Below are 18,144 nucleotides of genomic sequence, written 5' to 3'. Positions count from 1 at the left end.
TCTATCGCCAATCTCTCTAAAAATGGTTAACACTTGCTGATAGGAAATCATCGCTTCTTGATCGCGATTTAATTTTTCGTAGACCTCGGCTAAATTAGTTATTGCTATTCCCTCACCGAGACGGTCTTTGATTTCCCGCGCGATCGCTAAGTGTTGCAGAAAGAACTCGATCGCTTTGTCATATTTGCCGAGGGAATAGTGAGCGTTTCCCAGATTTCCCAGCGACTGTCCTTCACCGAGACGGTCTTTGATTTCCCGCGCGATCGCTAATCTTTGTATTTGGAACTCGATCGCTTTGTCATATTTGCCGAGGGCTTGGTAAGCGTTTCCCAGATTTCCCAGCGCCGTCCCCTCATCACCACGATCTTTGATTTCCCGCGCGATCATTAAGCTTTGTAGATAGAACTCAATCGCTTTATCATATTTACCAAGGGAATAGTGAGCGATTCCCAGATTTCCTAGCGACACACCCTCGCCAAGACGGTCTTTGATTTCCCGCGCGATCGCTAAGCTTTGCAGTTGGAACTTGATCGCTTTGTCATATTTGCCGAGGGCATCGTAAGCGATTCCCAGATTTCCCAGCGCATTTCCTTCACCGCTACGGTTTTTGGTTTCCCGTAAGATTGCTAAAGCTTGCAGATGGAACTCGATCGCTTTGTCATATTTGCCGAGAGAATGGTAAGCGATTCCCAGATTTCCCAGCACCGATCCCTCACCGCTACGGTTTTTGGTTTCCCGTAAGATTGCTAAAGCTTGCAGATGGAACTCGATCGCTTTGTCATATTTGCTGAGGGCATCGTAAGCGATTCCCAGATTTCCCAGCGCATTTCCTTCACCGCCACGGTCTTTGATTTCCCGTGCGATCGCTAAGTGTTGCAGATGGAACTCGATCGCTTTGTCATATTTACCGAAGGAATAGTAAGCGAGTCCCAGATTTCCAATTGCATTCCCCTCACCAAAACGATCTTTGATTTCCTGATATATAGTCAATGCTTGCTGCCATGATTGCAATGCCACTTCAAACTGACTAATTTGATATTGCTGATTGCCTTGATTAAAAAGCCGATCTGCCTGTGCTTTGCGGTCTTGAGTTGTTTGCGACTGAGCAGTCATCAAAGCCAGATCGGGTGGCGACACCATGCCCAAAATCCCAGTCAAAGCCACAAACATCAATGCGTAAAACCGCGAAGCCTTAACAAAACCTTTGCGAGAATGTAGATTCATAGCCATATTTCCGATCCGCGTGCTTACAATCTTATTTACATATCAGGATACCGACCATATGCAGTTTTTACGCGATTTTAAGATTTTCACCACAATCTGTAAACATTAATACTTCGCACAAACCTCACAGCCCATTCCCAATCAAGATAAACGCCGACCAGTAATAGGGATGGGATAATTGTCCATCAGATGAATTTGGCACAGTTCCCACAACCCTGACATTAGCGCGATCGCTACCTGTTCCTTTCTTATTACTCTGAATCATCGCAATCTGCGCCCTTCTCAACGCTTCAGACGATGAGACATTACCCTGCTTGAGTTGTTCATAAAAAGCTTGCATCAAAGCTTGCGTACCATCATCACTCACCTTCCATAAAGAAGCGATCGCTGCTCCTGCCCCTCGATCCTGAAGCTGATAGCCCAGTCCCAATATCTCAATCCCATTACCAGGAGAACCACTAATGGCAGTCTCACAGGCACTCAATACCACCAAATCAACATTAGTAAGTGTCCAGTTTTCCATATCCTTCAACGATGCTTTACTGCCATCACCAAAAACAATAAATGAATCTTCAGGCTGACCGATCGCAAAATATCCGTGAGTCGCCAAATGCACGATCGTGTGACTTTGCATCTTGGGTAAAGTTTCAGCTTGCGAAAATTGGGAATCAATCAGAGTCGTGGTTCTAGGAATCCGAGCAGCGATCGCTTCCACTTCCGTCTTCGTAGCTGGTAAAGCACCAAAGGAAATATTGCGATCGCCTAGCTTGATGTTTTGGCTATTGGTGGCGGCGGCGGCAAGTATGCGGGGTTGATTGCGAGGGCGAGGGGCAAAGTCGGTGAGGGAACTTGCCGTAATGTTATTGATGCGATAGCGCTCAATGAGCCACTGCTTGCCATCATAGAGCGCCGCAAGGGGAATATAGCGCAACTGTCCATCAGGAGCATAGATTAGCGTTTGAATATTTGCTTCCTGTAGTTCTTTTTCAAAGGGTTGAATCAGCCAGTTATAGAATTTCTGTCCATCTACTTTTACGTCATAGGAGTTAGGATCGCGCAAACTATTACGGAAGTCGATAATTGCTTGGCTGAGGTCTTCGCGTTTGAGTTTGATGGTTTTGCGGATTGGTGTGGTGCTATTGGTCACTAAAATCAGTTCGAGGCGATCGCTTAAAATCAAGGGATAAAAGATTGCCGCATTGGGAACTTGGGCGAGGTTCTTACGCAGTCGGTTATATTTCTCGATATCGACGTTTTGCGATTTTTCAATGCGCCGCAGTTCTTCAATTTGTTTTTGGATTTCGGGACTTTTGAGAAAGGCGTTAAACTGTTGATTGCGATCGCTTTCTTGGTTGGTGAGATAGGCAAGCCGTTGTTGTTTTGATGTGTCAAGTGTGCCTTCGCGATCGAGCTTTTGCAGATCGGCTAGTTCATTACCGAGAGCAATGATGGTTCGTTCGGGACTTTGGAAGTCTGTGCCTTGTGCAGTTTCATTATTCCCTCGCACATTGCGAAGGTATTCGTTAAGTTCTTCGACTTTGAGCAAGTCGAGGACTTGTTGGGCTTCGAGGATGCGGTCTTGTTTGAGTAGTAGGTCAGCGAGATTGCGATAGGTCTCTTCGACTGTCGATAGATAAGATTTTTGTTCTTCTTTGCTAAGTCCCCTTATGTCTTTGCGTATGGATTCACGCAAATTGACAGATTGTTTATAAAAAAGAATTGCGAGTTCAGGTTGTTTTAGTTTAGTGAATAATTTACCAAAACTATTTAGTGTTTCTGCTTCACCTTTTCTGGAACTAATTTGTTTAAAGAGAGCTAGAGATTGCTGATAATAAACAATTGCTGTTTGGTTCTGTCCTAACAAGTTGTTGACAACACCTAAGTTGTAGAGCAAATCACCTATTTCATAATCATCACCAAGAAGCTTGTTTTGAGTAAAGATGTCTAAACCTTGTTGATAATAGGCAAGTGCTTTTTGGTAATCACCTAAATCTTTGTATGAACTGCCAAGACCATTGAGAGCAGCTCCTTCTGTATGAAGAGCTTTCATTTGTTTGGCAATTACAATAGATTGTTGATAATAGTCAATCGCTTTTTGAGGTTGCTTTAATACATTATATGCAGCACCTATGTCTCCCAGCGTAGCACCTTCACCATATCGATTACCCATTTTCTTGTAAATCGCTAAGGATTGTTGTAAGAAATCAATCATTTTTTGGTACTGCCCAAGATTCCTGTAAATATTGACCATAGAACCAATCGATGATGCTTCATAATAGCCATTGCCAATTTGTTTAGAAATAGTTAGGGATTGTTGACTGTAATCGAGAGCTTTTTTGTAATATCCCAGTAAATTGTATGCATCACTAAGGATTAATAGTGAAATTGCTTGTCCTTTGCGGTTGTTAATTTGCTGATGGATTTCTAAAGATGCTTGGGAATAGTCAATTAATTTTCTATAATCTTTTGCTAAATAGAAAATAAGCCCTATTCTAAAAAGTGCATCTGCTTCATATTTGCGTTCTCCAATTTGTTTTGCGAGTATTGCAGACTGCTGATAGTAATCAATTCCTTCTTGAAACTGTCCTAGATTTCCATAGACAAAGCCAAGACCATTCAGAGCTTTTACTTCCCCAAGACGATCACCTATTTGTTTGGAAATAGCTAAAGCTTCCTGAAAGAACTCGAGCGCTTTTTGTGTTTTCTGTGAATTTCCATGACTGGCATAGGCAGAGCCATAACCAATCAGAGACTTTGCTTCACCAAAACGATTGCCTATTTGTTTGGAAATATCTAAGGCTTGCTGAAAGAACTCAAGTGCTTTTTGAAATTGCTGTAAACTTGTATACACATCTCCCAATCCGTTTAGAGCAGTTATCTCACCTTTTTGATTCTTTATAAGTCGATACAAATTCAATGCAGACTGATAGGACTCTAACGCTTCCTGATGCAGTCCTTTGTCAAATTTCTGCTCTCCTAACTCAACCAATTTATCTGCTTCAGACTTACGGTCTTGCACCGTTTGCACTTGAGCAGTCACAGAAGATAAATCCAGCGGTAAACTTAATCCAAAAAGTCCTGTTAATCCAATAAAAGCCAGTGAATAGAACCGAGAAGCCATAAGATCACCACCATGAAGGCTGAATCACAATTGTGTATTTACAAAGCAAAAAAGTAAGCATTAATAGGCTTATTTTAAGATTCACCAATCAGCGTAAATGCCGACCAATCTCTCGGATCGGGATGAGTCTTCATCGTCTTCAACATCGCCTGACGTAAAGCCTGAGCCTTATCAGGATTCTGCTCAAGCAAAGTATAAAAATCCGACATCAATTCTGCGGTCGGTGCATCAGGAACTGACCACAGCGACACAATGATGCTCGGTACTCCTGCCGAAATCAGCGATCGCGACAGACCGATTACTCCATCACCTGTAATCTTTCCTCTACCTGTATTACAAGCACTTAAGACTACCAGTTCCGCTTTTAACTTCATTCCTAAGATCTCATCGGCAGTTAGTAAACCATCATTATTACTTCCATTTCCATCAGGAGCCAAGGCGATCGCCCCTGGTACTCCCAATCCTTTGAAATCATCCAATAGTCCATGAGTCGCTAAATGAATAATCCTTGCGGACTGCATTTGTTGAACCACTGCTTTTTTCGTAGCTTGATTTCCAGTTAGGGCTGTAGTTTTGAGAGTATTAGCTACGGCGATCGCTTCTTTTTGTGCGCCTTGTAAGTCGTCAAGTCGCAGAGGCTGATCAATCCCTGGAACAAATACTTTGGGCATGATGGGATTTCCTGCGATGAGGATGTTTTGGCTAGAACGGGCGGATGCGGTGGGTAGGACGAGGCGTTGTTGTTGGGTGAGGCTCAGGACTTGGATGCTAGGGGAAATAGCGATCGTGTGTTTTTGGATTAAATACTGTTCTGATTTGTCTTGGAGTGCGGCGAAGGGAACTAGGTATAGTGCGCTCTGGGGCATGAACACTACACGAGCATTAGGATCGGTGGGAAGTAAATCGGCGATCGGTTCGATTAGGATTTGATGAAGTTGGCGCAGGTATTTAGATTGCTCTTGGCGCAGTTGTTGTCTGTATTCAGGATTAAGAACGATTTTGATACCCGTGGAATCGCGATCGCTAACTCCTATGCCTTTACGGCTGTTTTCTACAAGCTCGGATAGGGATGTTGTTTGTTTTTGCCAGAGTGGTTTGAGGTCAACAGATCGAAAGGTGATTTGTCCATTTGGTGATATCACCCAAATGTAAAGTTCAGATTCTTTGCCTTGCTGTTTACCATCAATTTTAAACTCATCATAAATAATGGAATATTCCACTAAGGTTGATTGCTGTACTTTGACAATCTGTTGCATCTCGGCGATATTAGGTGGTAGCAGGTTGGGCTGACGATTTGAATCACTGCTCTGCAAATTACTAGTTATTAATTCCACCAAAGCACGAGCACGACCGCGTTCTGCAATTTCTAGGGCAGAATTAGATTGTTTTTGTGCAATTAGGACTTTTTGTAAAAGACGATAAGTTCTTGCTTGGTTATCGAAAATAGATACCTTATTGGTGTCATTGCCGCTACTAGAGCGTAGTGATTCGTGAATCTGAATGCCTAGGTGCAATGACTGTTCAGCAGCAACCAAATTACCATTTTTGAAGAAAGCTGAACCCAAGTTATTGAGCGAAGTACCTTCACCATTAACATCTCCTATTTGCTGGCTGATAGCTAAAGATAGTTGGTGATAGTCAATCGCCTTTTGGTACTGTCCGATGTCTGAGTATCCAACACCAAGATTATTGAGCGATTTTACTTCACCCGAAAGATCACCAATTTGCTTAGCTATTGCTAAAGATAGTTGGTGATAGTCAATCGCTTTTTGGTACTGCCCAAGCTCTTTATATACATATCCTAAATTACCTAGTGATTGTGATTCACCCTTAAGATCTCCGATTTGCTTTTTAATGACTAAAGATTGCTGGTGATAGTCAATCGCTTTTTGGTACTGTCCGAAGACATTGTATACAGCACCAAGATTATCGAGTGAAGCTCCTTCACCCTGAAGATCTCCAATTTGCTTTCTGATAGCTAAAGATTGCTGGAAATACTCAAGTGCCTTTTGGTACTGTCCGAGTTCATAATGCACAGAGCCAAGCTCATTGAGCGAATGACTCTCACCACTCCGATTTCCAATTTGCTTATAAATAGCTAAAGATTGCTGGAGGTAGTCAATTGCTTTTTGGTACTGTCCGATATTAGAGTATATACTACCAAAACTATTGAGCGAATTCGCTTCATCATTACGATTTCCGTTCTTTTTATAGATAGATAAAGCTTGCTGATAGTAATCAAGAGCCTTTTGGTACTGTCCAAGCTCTTTATATGCAACCCCGAGTCCAAAAAGGGAATTTCCTTCACCGTTGCGATCACCAATTTGCTTTTTGATGACTAAAGATTGCTGGTGATATTCAATCGTTTTTTGAAACTGTCCGAGTTCAATGTATAGAGCACCAATATTACCGAGCGAATTTCCTTCCGCCTTGCGATCGCCAATTTGCTTAGCAATAGCTAAAGATTGCTGGAGATAGTCAAGCGCCTTTTGGTACTGTCCAAGCTCTTTATATACAGCACTAAGATTGTTGAGCGACTTGGCTTCACCATTGCGATCGCCAATTTGCTTTCTGATGGCTAAAGATTGTTGGAAATACTCAATCGCTTTTTGGAACTGTCCCATAGCATTGTATTCAGCACCAAGATTATTGAGTGAACCTCCTTCATTCTTAAGATCTCCGATTTGCTTAGCGATCACTAAAGACATCTGATGATAATCAATCGCTTTTTGGTACTGTCCAAGTGAACTATAAATATCAGCAAGATTACTTAGCGATCGCAATTCACCTTTCTTATCACCAAGTTGTCGAACTAATGCTAAAGACTGTTCATGATATGAGATCGCATTGTCGTAATCCTTAAGCGACGCATACACCAAGCCAATATTATTAATTGCCCTTGCTTGCAAATCCTTATTGTCAATTTGCTGAGCAATTTCTAGAGCTTGGTTATAAAGAGCGATCGCCTTCTTATATTCCTCAAGCTCCGCATAAGCAATCCCCAACCGTCGCAAGGCATTACTAGTCCCAGCAAGGTCTTTACTCTGACGATAAAGTTCTATTGCAGTTTCTAAAGTCTTTATTGCCTCTCGAAACTGATACTTGTCAATTTGCTGATTTCCCTGTTCAAAAAGACGATCTGCTTCTGCTTTGCGATCGCTAGTTCCCTGTGCAGCCAAATCAGATCGCGACTCCTGCTCCTCAGCCCCAAAAACAACCTGTGGTAAAGGCAAAAAAGAAACCACAAAAGGACAAACAACTAAAGAAATAGCCGTCAGTGACAATCTGTAACGTGAGAGTATATTCATGATGAAGCCCTCGATCTGCGTGCTTACAATCTTACATAAATATCAGCCCACCGACCATATGCAGTTTTCATACTCAAAAATGGTCTATCAGAATTTATCCTCTTACCGCTTACACAAATCAACAGGAATCTGCTGCCAAATAGTTCTCAACTCCTGAGACGGACGCTGCACCGATAGAATCTCCCGTAACGCATCCACAAATAAACCTTGCGAAATAAAATACTGCGATCGCCTTCTCGACCATTCCTCCGCACTCACCCATTTCTTCGCTGATCTCATTTGAGAGTTCAACTCCGCAAGCTCTAGAGCTAAGCGATCGCGTTCCGATGGCTCAATAACTTGAAAAGGAACCCGAAGCGACGGCTTAGTTTCATTTGCTGCAAAGCGATTAAAAATCCACCATTCATAACGCGCTCCTGCTATCAAAGGAAAACCTGTATACTGTGCCTGACGAACATCTTGACTAACAACCTGAATCCATAGCGGCTCATCAACACCCTCAGCATGAACTTCAATTTTAGAGATCTTCCCATTCCAAACAAATAATAAGCGATCACCAGAAACAAGTTCCACTTCTTCTTTAAGGAGTCTCGGTGAAATCGCGCAGAAGTCAGTGCGACCACCAAGTGGGGGCTTCGGGCGGCGTGAAAAGCTTTCTGAAATGCTATTCCAAGGAGAGGCTTGCGTAGTTTCAATAGGCAAAATTTGCCCGATCGTGATCGCCATCAACAAGCCACAACACCAATTAACGCGCACCATGAGACTTTCTCCTCAAAACAGGTAAAACACAAATCCAAAACGTCAGCGACGGCAGTAACCAAGGCAATAATACCAGACCTGAAATATACCATTGCCAGCTTGTCACCGCATAGATTGAATTAGCGATCGCTAAACTGATCATCCAATGCGTCCTATTCCGATCGCGTTGTAGATAAATTAAAACCGTAGCTCGACCTACTACCAAAGCGATCGCCATCATCCACAGATCGGGAATGGGAACGACTAGATGACGCGATCGCAAATGATGCACTGCATAGGCATGGGCTTCCGCACCGACAAACACATGGGGAACCGTAGAGATTGCAGGATATTTATCGCGCCAATAGGCGATCGCCATTGGTACGGAGAAGTTATCCTGTCCCTCTTTATCAACACCCGCCTGTCGATATCCCCCAGGGGCAACGATCACAATAGGATGGGATGATAGGGAATTAGCATCAAAGTTATCGCTCAATAACTCTTTCGCCGTAATCGACTTAAAGGCGCGATCGGGTGGAATCGAAAAATCGAGAATCGGTTGCAACCAAAGCTGATCGAATTTTTGAGAGAAGTCATAAATTGCTGGCAATCGCAAACGATGCAAATAAGCTGCTAAATCTTGATAGGGATGCTTAGAATTAGGAGCAGTGTCAAGGGCTTGAATTAACTGAGTCCGCAGATTGTCTTGATTGTCTAGACTGGGTTTTGGTAGGTTCGCATGAGGATTGAGAGCGACTGCCGAAGCAAGGGCAATCAGATAGGCAAAGGGACAGCGATCGCTACAACGTACTTGGTCGGGCAAAATTTCTAGGTACCAAAGTGGAACATTGATGTAACCGCGCATAGTTGTTTTAGGATTGACTACCGTTGGCGTGAGTTCCATTTCATCGGTGACAACCCAAGCATTTGCCCCTTGCACCGTTGCAAAAACCACCCAAATCTGCTTACGGACAGCATTTTCTACCGCTTCCCGCAATTGACGATCTTCGTCAGGAGATTCCTGCATGGAGCTATCCATTAGATAATCAATACCGATTACTTTAGGCTGCAATTGCTGCACCTTATCGAGAACTTTGGCAAGATAGCGGCGATCGAGAATATTCTTTTTGCGTCCATCCAAATTCTGAATTGAAGCTTCATCAATTTGCACCAGCAACACAGGTGGATTAGCAATTGGCACTTGATGGGTGACATCACGATAGATTGCCTGTGACCACACACGGGTTTCGCGCAACCAATCTTGCACGGGATACCAGAGACTAATGGCTGCTAAAGCGCCAACAGCGATCGCTTGTTTGGGTGAGGGGAGTAATTGCCCAATCCACCGCCGCCAATTTTTGGGGGGTAAACAAAAGGGAACTGCCTCAGGATGGCAAAATAGGGAAGGAATTAAATAAGCGGATGGATAGGTGAGATTTTTTTCTAATTTCAGATATTGGCAAGCAGTCAAGAGTGCTTCGCGAACATCTTGACCCTTGGCTAAACTCGGTAAGAACCTAGCCAAAAATTCCTGTGCGACTTGATTATGAATTGGCTCACGCATCACCGCAACTTGACTCAAGCCTAAATCAATCAGAGATTCCGCCAAACTTAATCCATTGCAAGAATTGAACAGCGCAAATTGCAGACCTCTAGTTTTTGCAAGTAACAATTGCGGCGCGATTTCACTAAGAAAAATGGATTGATTGGGCGCAATCCCTAACTCTCCCCCTGAGATTGCACTTTCGTTGCTATGTCCTGCAAAAAAGAGAATATCCCACCCCCGTTCATCGGCGATCGCTTGACGAATTTGTTCCTTTAGATCGCCATTATCTTTACCCGCTTGCCAACCAATGAAGGTGACTTCAGCAACTTTGGATAGCGATCGCAAAGCAAGGCGATCGGCTTGAAAATCTAACCCCGTATCGTCTCCTAAAATGGCTAGTACCCGCAATTTCCCCTGTCGTTGTCTCTGGGAAACTTCGGCGCGAATATTGACAGGCGATCGCGCAATCCGAATTGGCTTAGCGATCGCTAAAGATGTCGCAATTTCCCATGTCTCCCAAGGAAATCTCGCTAGTTCTATGGCTTCGCAGGTGAGAAATAGATCGATAGCTGCGGAATTATCTTGCTGGGTTGCGGCTCTGGCAATTTCTGAGCGCATCGGTACGAGTTCGGGGCTATTGAGCCAGTAATGGAACTCTGCCAAAAATTGCGCCTCTGCTTGGACGAGGTTAGCCCGCCAATCAATTGTCGGTGCAGGAATGCTACCACTGCCCTTAACCTTGGCTCTTAATGCTGATTTGTAGAAATTCAAATAAGCCAGTTGCCATGTTTGATAAAGGTTTGTGAGCGTCTCTGGAAATACCAAACGCGCTGACAATTGCTGTCCTTTTCCCCATGTCAAATCAAATAGACATTGACGCTCGATCTGCCATACCTTGAGGTTATATCGCATCATCCTTTACTCAGCTTGGAATGAGAATGGTGGTAGCGATCGCGATGTCCCATCAGCCAGAGATGCCGTTACCAGAAACCGTTCCTCTGGTGTGCCTTCAACTTGAGCAAATAGATAGGCTCCTTGTGCTTCTAACTGTCGCTCCACCAGTACGCCCGTAAGATCGAAAATTCGCAAGATTAAATCCGCAGGTAAAGCGCGGTCTGTTGCCTTGCCCAGAATTGCGAGTAATGACCAAGCGATCTCGCCATCATTTTCTTGTTCGGAACCAATCACTGCATAGAGTCGCAAAGGATATTCTCCGAGGTCGAAATCTTGATAGGCGGCACGGGCGTTACTAGGTAGGCGTATTCCTGTCCTCTCGATCGCCGTGAGAATTGTTTCTAATTCCGCAAAGGGAGAACGATTATTACTCGGCACTGCGATCGCTCCAGATATCCCTGCTGAGCGCAGACCTGATGCACTAGCGACGGGTGGTAACAGCACCCAAGTGAGATCGTTAACGATCGCTTGCCATTCCTCCTGCAACCATTGAGCGGTATTAATTGCAGGTTGCGTGAGCAGTTGTAACCATGCAAGGCGATCGCGATTAGTTTCTATAGCTAGGTTCGGTAATGCGATCGCTGAGGGAGAGGCACATCGCCAGTACAGCAGCAAGTTGTCGCAGTCATCATCAAACCATGCAAGTGGTACGTCATACTTCCAATCTGTTCCAAGTCTCAGCTCAGACTGTCTTGCTAAAAGAAGATCGGCGCGTAACCATCCTTTAATAATTACTTGTTCTTGTTCTTCATTGATTTCGACCAGTACATAGAAATGAGGAAGATATTCAGCCGTTTCGACAATGATGCGGTCGAAGGAAACAAGGTTACTCGGTTCGCTATCAATGGGAATGAGACATACTCGAAACTGATTGACGGTAATTCCCAAAGTAGCGGTGATCGCTCCTGATTGAAATGGCGCAAACACCGAAGCATCTGCCCGATCTAGTCGCACATCTGGGGCGCGTTCTTCTAACCATGCTTCAAAGCCAAATAGGGCTAGAGCATTGAGATAGGCTTGCCATTGTTGCGATCGCTCAGTCACTTGGGCGCTCAGATTCGCCGCCTCTTGCAATCTGCTAGATGGTAAAGCGATCGCGTCAATATTTGGGGTTTCTAATTCGCTAAATAGCAAGTTCAATTCGTCAGTGGCATAGGTCATGATTAATAACTCCGATTATCTAAATATTCACAAAGGCGGCGAGAAAAAAGCGTTCCTGTGGTATAGCTTTTGGCAGTCTTCGCATCGCTTTCGGCATCTCGCATTAATTGATCGACCTGTTCTGTCAGGGCTGCGGCTATGGCGCTGTCAAGATGACGCAAACGTTCCAGACGAATATGGTCAGCCGCTAACTCTCTTACTTTTCCTTGCAAGTCTTGCAGCAGATAATGGCGGACATCGGTGCGAAATTCCTTGAGTTTGAGTAGGCGCGTGACTTCAAATTGAGCTTTTAATCCCACTTGCGTCGCAATCTCGCCCATCGTTAGCCCTTGGCAATGGAACAACTGCAAAGCGATCGCGAAGATTTTAGCTTTTTGTTGGGCTTTGCTACTCTTGCCTTGCAGTCTAACAGCGATCGCTTGCTCAAAGGCTTGATCGAGGGCAGCAAGCATTTGTTGGCGATAACTTTGGAGAAATTTAGTTTGTCCTGCCATCTCATCATCAGGTTCAGTAAGGGCGATCGCTTCGACAATGGGTTTGGCATGAGGGTCATCAATAGAGGTGGTGGCTAGAGTTTTTGCATGGATGCGATGCTGGCGGAGGAGTTGGGCGAGGGCTTGCAGACGATTGAGAATGACATCAGGGGCGATCGCCTTGGTGGGTTGGTGGTGTTGGGCGATTTGTTGAAGCTGTTCGGTAGTAGGTGGTGGACATTGTCCTGAAGTTTGTCCCTGTTGGCGTTGGCGCAAGCGCTCTTGGCGGTAGACCGCGTGGTAACTTTCTAGAAGGGCGATCGCTGAAGTAATTTCGGTTGCTGTGAGGTGATGGAAGTCCGAGAGAACGCGCTGGAGTTTTTTAGGATTGGTGTCGTTGAGTATTGCCCAGTCGCTGAGTAGATAAATGCCATGCTGGAGCAAAAAAGTATTTAGTTCGCGATGTTGTTTGACGAGTTTGGCTGTCCAAGTGGAGAGACTGCTGCGTTCTGGATCGAATTTCTGTAAAATCTGATAGCTTAAGGGCTGGTAGGTGTTGTGGTTTGACCTGCCATCGTCATCGAGAACATAGGGCAGGAGATCCGCAAGACTGAATCCATAATTGTTGCCGAATTGTCGCTCTAGGTGCAGGCAAACTTGGAAAATCTGGTGGGAAATATTACAGCGCAAGCAGAGGAAGGCTGCGGCTTCTTGGGGCATGACTAGCCATAGAGCTTTGACGATCGCCCGATCTGCGATATCACTTTCTTCAATCTGTGGATAGTTCTGCTCAAAGTAGGTTTGGGCGGTGGGGAGAGTATCAGGACGGGTTTTGCCGCTACTGTCCAAGCGGACTATTTGCCAATATCGCTGAGTAGTGGTCATGGGTGTAACCTACGATGCTAGTTGTAGCGCTTGGTGCTTTAGAGGATTTGTGCTGTTGCTCATCTTTGCATAAATCTTAAACTCTGCTTCGCTTGCGCGATCACTTAAGTCATCGGCAACTTCGAGATAAGCCATAAATGCGGCGATGAGTTCGGGCTGATAGAATCCCTTGGCGGTTTCTGTAAGCAGAATGGCGATCGCTTCGGGTTTGGAGTAGGCACGTTTGTAGCAACGCTCGTTGGTCATTGCGTCATAGACATCAAGGATTTGCACGATTCTGACTAGGTAGGGAATTTCTTCTCCTGCTAGGCGATCGGGATAGCCTTGTCCGTTCCATAATTCATGGTGATGACGGATGATTTCGGCAACTGCTTGCATGGATTCTGGTAAGGGGCAGATGGCAATGCCAAGGGCGGGATGTTCTTGGATGACTTGGCGTTCGGCGTTGGTGAGGGCAGCGGGTTTGAGTAGGATATCGGTGGGAATGGCGGCTTTGCCGATGTCGTGGAGGTATGCGCCCCAAACTAACATTTGCAAGTCTGTTGCGGAAAGTGCGAGGTATTCGCCAAAGTTCTGGGCGGCGATCGCGAGGCGTTCGCAATGATGACGGGTTTCGGGATCGAGGCGATCGATGGTTTCAGCGATCGCGGGTAGGTTTTGCTTGAGGGCTTGCAATTGGTCGTTAAGGGTGTAGTGGCTCATTTAGGTATTTCCTGTTTTGTTTTGGTCTTGCTTTTACATACCTAATTGCCTCTATGACCATATGCATTTTTGCAGCAAGTTGCAAGCAAGTTTTACTTTATAAGCCATTGCCGATCGCAAAGAATGCTGACCAGTAATAGGGATGGGATAAGGTCGGGGAGTTTGGCACTGTTCCCACGATCCTAACGCCAGCCCGATCGCTACCTGTTACTTTTTTATCGCTGTTAATCATTGCTATCTGTGCTCTGCGTAGTGCTTCTGTTATGGTGATATTACCTTTTTTTAATTCTGCATAAAATGCTTCCATGAGAGTTTGAGTTCCCTCATCGCTAACTTCCCAAAGAGAGGCAATAGAAACCCTTGCTCCTGCGGCTTGCATTTGATAGCCCAAACCTAAAACCTCAATTCCTGTGCCTAATTTGCCACCTAAACCTGTCTGACAGGCACTTAGTATGACTAAATCAACATTGTTTAGATTCCAATCTTTAAGCTCGCTAATCGTTGCTGTTTTGTCATCGCCAAATAAAATAAAAGATTGTTCTGGTGTGCCGACTGATAGGACTCCGTGAGTTGCTAAATGCAAAATCGTATGGGAATTGGCTCTGCTTTCTGTAATGCTCTTGCTGAAGTCTTTTTCTATTAGCTTGGTGGTGTTAGGAAATTGACTGGCTATTTTTTGGACTTCATTGATGGTTGCGGGTAAGCCGCTAAAACCTGCGCGGGTTTCGCCAGCTTTACCGCCAAATGCTCCTGCAAAGATGCGCGGATTGGTGATTGTTTTGCTGTTAAAGGCGGTGAGGGATTCGGCGGTGATGTTGTTAACACTATATTTTTCGGCTAGCCATTGTTTGCCGTCATTGAGGGCAGCAAGGGGAATATAACGTAGCTGTCCATCAGGTGCATAAATGATGGTGTCGATTTTTAATTGGGTGAGTTCTGTTTCAAAGGGCTTAATCAGGATGTTATAAAGTTTTTGGGCAGGGATATTAATGTCTGCTGAGGTTGGATCTTGCAATCCTTGGCGCATATCAATTATTAGTTGGTTGAGGTCTTCGCGTTTGATTTTGACGGTGCGGCGCAGGGGTGGGGTGTTGGCGTTGAGGATGACTAGCTCTAGGCGATCATCAAGGATTAGGGGATAGAGAAGGATGGCTTTGGGGAACTGAGCAAGGAGGTCTTTTTGCAGTTTGCGGTATTTGGCGATGTCAACATTTTGATTATCTTCGTTGCGGCGGAGTTCAGCAATTAGTTTTTTGATTTGGGGACTATTGAGGAAGGCGTTAAATTGTTTGTTTTGGTCACGTTCGGCTTGTACGAGTTGGGCGAGTTTTTGTTGTTCAGGCTCTGATAGTTTGCCTTTGCGGTCTTTTTGTTGGAGTTGGTTGAGTTCGCTGGCGAGGGCAATGATGTTTTGTTCGGGACGTTGCAGGTCAACGCCTTGGGATGTTTGGCTGTTGCCGCGCACAGTTTTGAGGTAGTCGCTGAGTTCTTGGACTTTGAGGAGGTCGAGGACTTGTTGGGCTTCGAGGATGCGGTCTTGTTTGAGTAGTAAGTCGGCGAGAGTGCGATAGTCTTTTTCGATGGTGGAGAGATAGGATTTTTGTTCGTCTTTGGTTAATTCGCTTATACCTTTGCGAATGCTTTCACGGACGTTGACCGATTGTTTGTAAAAGAGAATCGCGATTTCGGGTTGGTTGAGTTTGTTAAAGGTATCACCCATATAACTAAGTGCCTTTCCCTCACTGTCAAGATCACCAATTTCCTTAAAAATTGCTAAGGATTGCTGATAGTATTCAATCGCCTTCTGGTATTGTCCATCTTGATTGTAAATCCTTCCTAAATTACCGATAGACTTTGCTTCACCATTGCGATTGCCGATTTGCTTTAAAATTGCTAAGGATTGCTGATAGTATTCAATCGCTTTCTGGTATTGCCCAAGATTTCTGTATGCACCTCCTAAGTTACCGATAGCTCCTGCTTCACCATTGCGATTGCCGATTTGCTTTAAAATTGCTAAGGATTGCTGATAGTATTCAATCGCCTTTTGGTACTGTCCGAGACTGTCGTATACACTACCCAGATTATTAATTGACGTTGCTTCACCATTGCGATCGCCGATTTGCTTTTGGATTACTAAAGATTGCTGAAAGAAATCAATCGCCTTCTGGTACTGTCCGAGACTGTCATATATAAGTCCTAAATTATTGAGAGATCTTCCTTCACCATTGCGATCGCCGATTTGCTTTTGGATTACTAAAGATTGCTGAAAGAAATCAATCGCCTTCTGGTACTGTCCGAGACTGTCGTATGCACTGCCTAAACCACTGAGAGAGGATGCTTCACCATTGCGAGCGCCGATTTGCTTTTGGATTGCTAAGGATCGCTGAAAGAAATCAATAGCTTTCTGATACTGTCCGAGACTGTCGTATACATTACCCAGATTATTAATTGACGCTGCTTCACCATTGAGATCACCGATTTGCTTTTTAATTGCTAAAGATTGTTGAAAGAAATCAATCGCTTTCTGGTACTGTCCAAGACTGTCGTATGCACTGCCTAAACCACTGAGAGAGGATGCTTCACCATTGCGATCGCCGATTTGCTTTGTAATTGCTAAGGATTGTTGATAGAAATCAATAGCCTTCTGATACTGTCCGAGACTGTCGTATACATTACCCAGACTATTAATTGACGTTGCTTCACCATTGAGATCACCGATTTGCTTTTGGATTGCTAAGGATTGCTGAAAGAAATCAATCGACTTCTGATACTGTCCAAGACCGTTGTATGCAGTACCTAAATTACCGAGAGAAGTTGCTTCGCCATTGCGATCGCTGATTTGTTTTCTAATTGCTAAGGATTGTTGAAAGAAATCAATCGCTTTCTGGTACTGTCCAAGACTGTTGTATACAGCACCTAAACCATTCAGAGAGGATGCTTCGCCATGGCGATCGCCGATTTGCTTTGTAATTGCTAGGGATTGTTGATAGAAATCAATAGCTTTCTGATACTGTCCGAGATTGACGTATGCAGCACCTAAATTGCCGAGAGAAGTTGCTTCGCCATCGCGATCGCCGATTTGCTTTTTAATTGCTAAGGATTGTTGATAGAAATCAATAGCCTTCTGATACTGTCCGAGACTGGCGTATGCAGCACCTAAATTACCGAGAGAAGTTGCTTCGCCATCGCGATCGCCGATTTGCTTTTGGATTGCTAAGGATTGCTGAAAGAAATCAATCGACTTCTGGTACTGTCCAAGACTGTTGTATGCAGCACCTAAACCATTCAGAGAGGATGCTTCGCCATTGCGATCGCCGATTTGTTTTCTAATTGCTAAGGATTGCTGAAAGAAATCAATAGCCTTCTGATACTGTCCTAGATTGACGTATGCAGTACCTAAATTACCGAGAGAGGATGCTTCGCCATTGCGATCGCCGATTTGTTTTCTAATTGCTAAGGATTGCTGAAAGAAATCAATAGCCTTCTGATACTTTCCGAGACTGGCGTATGCAGCACCTAAATTACCGAGAGAGGATGCTTCGCCATTGCGATCACCGATTTGCTTTGTAATTGCTAAGGATTGCTGAAAGAAATCAATAGCCTTCTGATACTGTCCTAGATTGRCGTATGCAGCACCTAAATTACCGAGAGAGGATGCTTCGCCATTGCGATCACTGATTTGCTTTGTAATTGCTAAGGATTGTTGATAGGAATCAATCGCCTTCTGGTACTGTCCAAGACTGTTGTATACAGCACCTAAATTATTAATTGATAATGCTTCGCCATTGCGATCGCCGATTTGTTTTTGGATTGCTAAGGATTGTTGATATGAATCAATCGCCTTCTGGTATTGTCCAAGATTTCTGTATGCTTCGCCTAAATTATTAATTGATAATGCTTCACCATTGCGATCGCCGATTTGCTTTGTAATTGCTAAGGATTGCTGATAAAAATCAATCGCTTTCTGGTACTGTCCGAGACTACTATATACAGCACCTAAACCAAGCAAAGAGGTTGCTTCACCCTCGCGAT

Annotated in this window: 9 protein-coding genes; all 9 read right to left on the bottom strand. The window is 44.4% G+C overall.

What is annotated here, in order from left to right; translation table 11 throughout:
• The coding region (locus B9G53_RS23670; RefSeq protein WP_254923785.1) for a tetratricopeptide repeat protein at nucleotides 1–1,224 on the bottom strand (1,224 nt) is incomplete at its 3' end.
• Nucleotides 1,225–1,348: 124 nt separating this feature from the next.
• Nucleotides 1,349–4,345, bottom strand: coding sequence for a tetratricopeptide repeat protein (locus tag B9G53_RS23665; RefSeq protein ID WP_094535901.1), 2,997 nt, complete (start codon nucleotides 4,343–4,345; stop codon nucleotides 1,349–1,351).
• 74 nt (nucleotides 4,346–4,419) lie between these two features.
• Nucleotides 4,420–7,653 (bottom strand): tetratricopeptide repeat protein, encoded by a 3,234-nt coding sequence (locus tag B9G53_RS23660; protein ID WP_094535900.1) that lies wholly within the window; start codon nucleotides 7,651–7,653, stop codon nucleotides 4,420–4,422.
• A 102-nt stretch (nucleotides 7,654–7,755) separates the two neighbouring features.
• Entirely contained in the window at nucleotides 7,756–8,412 is a 657-nt protein-coding gene (locus B9G53_RS23655; protein WP_094535899.1) for a hypothetical protein, read from the bottom strand.
• Entirely contained in the window at nucleotides 8,399–10,852 is a 2,454-nt protein-coding gene (locus B9G53_RS23650; protein ID WP_094535898.1) for a CHASE2 domain-containing protein, read from the bottom strand. Before B9G53_RS23650 ends, B9G53_RS23655 begins: the two co-directional genes overlap by 14 nt.
• A gap of 3 nt (nucleotides 10,853–10,855) precedes the next feature.
• The gene (locus B9G53_RS23645) at nucleotides 10,856–12,052 is read right to left on the bottom strand and encodes a DUF1822 family protein (protein ID WP_094535897.1); all 1,197 of its coding nucleotides are present in this window, start codon (nucleotides 12,050–12,052) and stop codon (nucleotides 10,856–10,858) included.
• A 2-nt stretch (nucleotides 12,053–12,054) separates the two neighbouring features.
• On the bottom strand, nucleotides 12,055–13,410 hold the full coding sequence (locus B9G53_RS23640) for a hypothetical protein (RefSeq protein WP_094535896.1): 1,356 nt from the start codon (nucleotides 13,408–13,410) through the stop codon (nucleotides 12,055–12,057).
• Between the two features lie 9 nt (nucleotides 13,411–13,419).
• Entirely contained in the window at nucleotides 13,420–14,112 is a 693-nt protein-coding gene (locus B9G53_RS23635; RefSeq protein ID WP_094535895.1) for an HD-GYP domain-containing protein, read from the bottom strand.
• A gap of 97 nt (nucleotides 14,113–14,209) precedes the next feature.
• Nucleotides 14,210–18,144: tetratricopeptide repeat protein (locus B9G53_RS23630; protein ID WP_094535894.1), on the bottom strand; the 3,935-nt coding region annotated here is incomplete at its 5' end.

This window comes from Pseudanabaena sp. SR411 (genome assembly GCF_002251945.1).
Lineage (GTDB): Bacteria > Cyanobacteriota > Cyanobacteriia > Pseudanabaenales > Pseudanabaenaceae > Pseudanabaena.
This window is presented reverse-complemented; position numbering and strand designations above follow the sequence as displayed.

What these genes read in the sequence shown, in the direction of transcription:
- B9G53_RS23655 (WP_094535899.1), bottom strand. Translation starts at nt 8,412, where the DNA reads ATGGTGCGCGTTAATTGGTGTTGTGGCTTGTTGATGGCGATCACGATC.
- B9G53_RS23660 (WP_094535900.1), bottom strand. Translation starts at nt 7,653, where the DNA reads ATGAATATACTCTCACGTTACAGATTGTCACTGACGGCTATTTCTTTA.
- B9G53_RS23650 (WP_094535898.1), bottom strand. Translation starts at nt 10,852, where the DNA reads ATGATGCGATATAACCTCAAGGTATGGCAGATCGAGCGTCAATGTCTA.
- B9G53_RS23665 (WP_094535901.1), bottom strand. Translation starts at nt 4,345, where the DNA reads ATGGCTTCTCGGTTCTATTCACTGGCTTTTATTGGATTAACAGGACTT.
- B9G53_RS23640 (WP_094535896.1), bottom strand. Translation starts at nt 13,410, where the DNA reads ATGACCACTACTCAGCGATATTGGCAAATAGTCCGCTTGGACAGTAGC.
- B9G53_RS23635 (WP_094535895.1), bottom strand. Translation starts at nt 14,112, where the DNA reads ATGAGCCACTACACCCTTAACGACCAATTGCAAGCCCTCAAGCAAAAC.
- B9G53_RS23645 (WP_094535897.1), bottom strand. Translation starts at nt 12,052, where the DNA reads ATGACCTATGCCACTGACGAATTGAACTTGCTATTTAGCGAATTAGAA.